The organism is Halolamina salina (genome assembly GCF_042678005.1).
Classification (GTDB): domain Archaea; phylum Halobacteriota; class Halobacteria; order Halobacteriales; family Haloferacaceae; genus Halolamina; species Halolamina salina.
In genome coordinates, this window is the sequence record NZ_JBHUDH010000063.1 from 435 (window position 1) to 4,370 (window position 3,936).

Annotated in this window: 5 protein-coding genes; 3 read left to right on the plus strand and 2 right to left on the minus strand. The window is 66.6% G+C overall.

Annotated elements, in window-relative coordinates; translation table 11 throughout:
- Positions 1 to 223: 223 nt before the first annotated feature.
- Positions 224 to 475 carry a DUF7533 family protein gene (locus ACFR9S_RS07040; protein ID WP_379731875.1) on the minus strand — a complete coding sequence of 84 codons (252 nt, stop codon included), beginning with the start codon at positions 473 to 475 and terminating at the stop codon, positions 224 to 226.
- A gap of 91 nt (positions 476 to 566) precedes the next feature.
- On the opposite strand from ACFR9S_RS07040, the gene ACFR9S_RS07045 reads away from it, so the two are divergent.
- The gene (locus ACFR9S_RS07045; RefSeq protein WP_379731876.1) at positions 567 to 1,163 is read left to right on the plus strand and encodes a riboflavin synthase; all 597 of its coding nucleotides are present in this window, start codon (positions 567 to 569) and stop codon (positions 1,161 to 1,163) included.
- Between the two features lie 12 nt (positions 1,164 to 1,175).
- On the opposite strand, the gene ACFR9S_RS07050 is transcribed toward ACFR9S_RS07045, so the two are convergent.
- Positions 1,176 to 1,460, minus strand: a complete 285-nt coding sequence (locus ACFR9S_RS07050; RefSeq protein WP_379731877.1) for an ArsR family transcriptional regulator — start codon at positions 1,458 to 1,460, stop codon at positions 1,176 to 1,178.
- 114 nt (positions 1,461 to 1,574) lie between these two features.
- Between ACFR9S_RS07050 and ACFR9S_RS07055 the strand changes: the two genes are divergently transcribed.
- Both ACFR9S_RS07055 and ACFR9S_RS07060 read left to right on the plus strand, forming a co-directional pair.
- Positions 1,575 to 1,886 carry an EMC6-like membrane protein gene (locus ACFR9S_RS07055; protein ID WP_379731878.1) on the plus strand — a complete coding sequence of 104 codons (312 nt, stop codon included), beginning with the start codon at positions 1,575 to 1,577 and terminating at the stop codon, positions 1,884 to 1,886.
- A complete protein-coding gene (locus tag ACFR9S_RS07060) occupies positions 1,886 to 3,700 on the plus strand; it encodes a ribosome biogenesis/translation initiation ATPase RLI (RefSeq protein ID WP_379731879.1) in 1,815 nt (604 codons plus the stop codon). Before ACFR9S_RS07055 ends, ACFR9S_RS07060 begins: the two co-directional genes overlap by 1 nt.
- Positions 3,701 to 3,936: the final 236 nt, after the last annotated feature.

The window sequence follows — 3,936 nt, forward strand, 5'->3', positions numbered from 1 at the left end:
GTCACCGAGAACGGCTTCGAACGGCTGGCGAGCTATCCGGTTCGGTTCACGCCGGTATCACCCGAGTAACGGCCTCGACTTTTTGAACGAGAGCGCGACCAGCCTCCCCGTGGTCTGAACGCGGCCGCAGGGTGGTCCGGGCGGGAGTACGGCGCACCCCCTGCGGCGCCGTCGACGCGCCGTCTGTCAGCCATCTCGAACGGCGATCGTACCCTCGCTCGGTCTACTCCTCCTCGTCGGACTCCGTGGGATCGCTGACGACGCCCTCGACCGCCCGCTCGGCGGCCATCCCCGGCAGGTCGCCGGGCGTGGTCAGGTACTTGGGGAGGAGCACCATCAGCATCGCGACGCCGAGGAAGGCGCCGCCGACCACGAGATCGCCACCCAGCAGTCGCTCGGCGGCGTAGATCCCCAGCGGGATCGCGAACACGAGGCTGCCTGCCACGCCCACGGTCTCCAGCAGTCCCAGTCGCATCGCCCCGCCGTAGGCGGGCGGCGGGCAAAACCTTCCCGCCACAGAACTGGGAGTGGAAACGCTCTTGAGACGCCAGCGCGGAGTGCAGGGCGTGTTCACCGGAATCGTCGAGCGGACGGGCGAGATCACCGACGTGACGGAGACTGCGGACGGGCGGCGCCTCACCGTCGCGGCGCCGGGACTGGACGACCTCCACCACGGGCAGTCGATCAGCGTCAGCGGCGTCTGTCTCACCGTCGAGGCGTTCGACACGGACGAGGAGTGGTTCGAAGTGTTCCTCGCGAGCGAGACGGTCGAGAAGACGTATCTCGGCGAGCTCGCGGTCGGCGACGCGGTCAACGTCGAGCGCGCGCTCCCGGCGGACGGGCGCTTCGACGGTCACGTCGTACAGGGCCACGTCGACACCACGGCGACGGTCGAGGCGATCGAGCAGGTGGGCGAGGACTGGCGATACACGTTCTCGCTCCCCGAAGCGGTCAGCCAGTACGTCGTCTCGAAGGGGTCGATCGCGGTCGACGGCATCAGCCTCACCGTCGCCGAACGCGACGAATCGTCCTTCGAGGTCGCGATCATCCCGGCCACCCGGGAGATCACGACGCTGTCGGAGAAGTCGGTCGGCGATCCGGTTCACCTGGAGGTGGACGTGGTGGCGAAGTACGTCGAGCGGATGACGGAGGGCTACCAGTAGCCGTCGAGACGATCAGTCGGCCTGCCCCGAGCAGGCGTCGGCGCCGCCGTCGGCCTGCATCGGTTCGGGGGGGTTCAGCTGATAGAGGTTCTGGCGGGCGTCGGCGAAGTAGACGTCCTCGTCCACGACGCCGATCCCCTCCAGCCGTTCGAGGGCGTACCGGACCGTCCGTGCGGAGAGCATCGACTCCTCGACGATCCCCTTCTGGGTCAGCGGACCGTCGTACTCGAGTACTTTGAACACGAGCTTGGCGCTTGGCGGGAGGTCGTCAAGGGCCTCCTCGTCTGTCTCGGTCATCGTTTCGGATCGAAACTGCCCATCGCCATAAATCTTCGTGGACTGGTGACGCACCCCAGCACGGCTTGGGACCCAAGCGAACCCCTTTTGTCGGCGCGTCACGGAGTCGGTTCTATGGCTACGGAGAGTTCTCGCGGGCTTTCGGACCACGTCCGCGGGGTGACCGTCACGACCCTCGCCTGTCTGGCCGGCGTGGTCGCGACCGTCGTGAGCGCGATGGTGTTCACCGACCCCGGGTCGGTGGGGATGACGACCCAGCTGGCGGTCGTCGCGGCGTTCGTGATCGTCCAGCAGCCGATCCTCTACGCGATCGGCGTCGACGTCGGCGAGTTCGGGATCAAGGACAACCTCTACGTCGCGTTCATGACGTTCGCGCTCTGGTTCCTGAGCTACACCGTGGTGCTCTCGACCGGAGTGAGCTTCTGATGTCGAGCGACAGTATCGCGGTCGTGGACCTGGACCGCTGCCAGCCCGACCGATGCAACTACGAGTGCCAGAACTTCTGCCCGCCCAACCGGACGGGCAAGGAGTGCATCACGCTCCGGGGCGAGGAGGCCGACGAGGGCGACCCCGACCAGATCCACATCTCCGAGGAGATCTGTTTGGGCGAGTCCTGCGGGATCTGCGTCGAGAAGTGTCCGTTCGACGCCATCGAGATCATCAACCTCCCGAACGAGCTCGACGAGGAACCTGTCCACCGCTACGGTGACAACGCGTTCTCGCTCTACGGGCTGCCAACGCCCGAACCCGGGAAGGTGACCGGGATCCTCGGACCGAACGGGATCGGGAAGTCGACCGCCGTCCACGCACTGGCCGGCGAGATGACGCCCAATCTCGGCGAGTTCGAGGGGGAGGCCGACTGGGAGTCGGTGCTCGACCGCTATCGCGGCACCGAGCTCCAGAACTACCTCCAGAAGCTGATCGACGGCGAGGTTGAGGTCGCACGCAAGCCCCAGTACGTCGATCAGATCCCCAACCAGTTCGACGGGGAGGTCCGACAGCTGCTCGAACGGACCGACGAGCGGGGCGAACTCGACTACCTCGTCGACGAGCTCTCGATCCGGCCGGTGATGGACCAGCCGATCGACTCCGTCTCCGGCGGCGAGCTCCAGCGGGTCGCGCTCGCGGCGACGCTGGCCCGCGACGTGGACTTCTACTTCCTCGACGAGATCACGCCGTATCTCGACATCAGTCAGCGGATGACCGCCGCGCGGCTGATCCGCGAGATGGCCGACGACGGCGACCGCTCGATGCTCGTCGTCGAGCACGACCTCGCGATCCTCGACCTGCTGGCGGACACGCTCCACGTCACCTACGGGGAGCCTGGGGCCTACGGCGTCGTCACCGACCCCAAGTCGGTCCGCAACGGGATCAACGAGTACCTCTCGGGCTACCTCGACAACGAGAACATGCGCATCCGGCCCGAGGAGATCACCTTCGAGGAGCACGCCCCGCGTGCCGCGACGAAGGGCCAGCCCCTCGTCGAGTACCCCGACATGCACAAGTCCTACGGCGAGGGCGAGTTCTCGCTCGACGTCGAGGGCGGGACGATCTACGAGTCGGAGGTGCTGGGCGTCGTCGGCCCGAACGGGATCGGGAAGTCGACGCTCGCGAAGATGTTCACGGGGGCGCTGGAGCCCGACGAGGGCGAACTCGACACGCAGCTCGACATCGCGTACAAGCCGCAGTACATCGAGATCGACCAGCCGATGCGTGTCGACGCGTTCCTCTCCTCGATCACCGACCAGTTCGGCTCCTCCTACTGGAACACCGAGATCGCCCAGCCGCTCCAGCTGGAGGGGATCATGGAGCAGAACCTCGACGACCTCTCCGGCGGGGAGCGCCAGCGCGTCGCCATTGCAGCGTGTCTCTCGGAGGACGCCGACCTCTACCTGCTCGACGAGCCCTCGGCCCACCTCGACGTGGAGCAGCGCGTGCAGGCCACCTCGGCGATCCGGCGTTACACCGAGAACCACGACGCGACGGCGATGGTGATCGACCACGACATCTACATGATCGACCTGCTGTCGGATCGCCTGATGGTGTTCGACGGCGAGCCCGCCGAGCACGGGACCGCCCGCCCGCCACAGGAGATGCGCGCGGGGATGAACGACTTCCTCGCGGATCTGGACATTACGTTCCGCCGCGACGAGCGAACCGGCCGGCCGCGGATCAACAAGCCCGGGAGTCAGAAGGACCGCGAGCAGAAGCGGAACGGCGAGTACTACTACTCGGACTGATTTTCGGTCTTTTTCGGTCAGGTAGCTCGTCATTCAGGTTCTGTGTGGGACGCCGGCGTTGCAAACCGACCCTCGGTAGGTAGCTCCGGAAACAGCGACCGCGATGGCGACAGCAGCCCGATCGTTGGCAACTGAGACGGTAACCGCAACAGCACCCCGATCGTTGACCACTTGCGACCGCAGTGCGCCGGACACGAGGTCCGGCGCAGCACCGAGTCCCCACCCCTCCCCCGCGG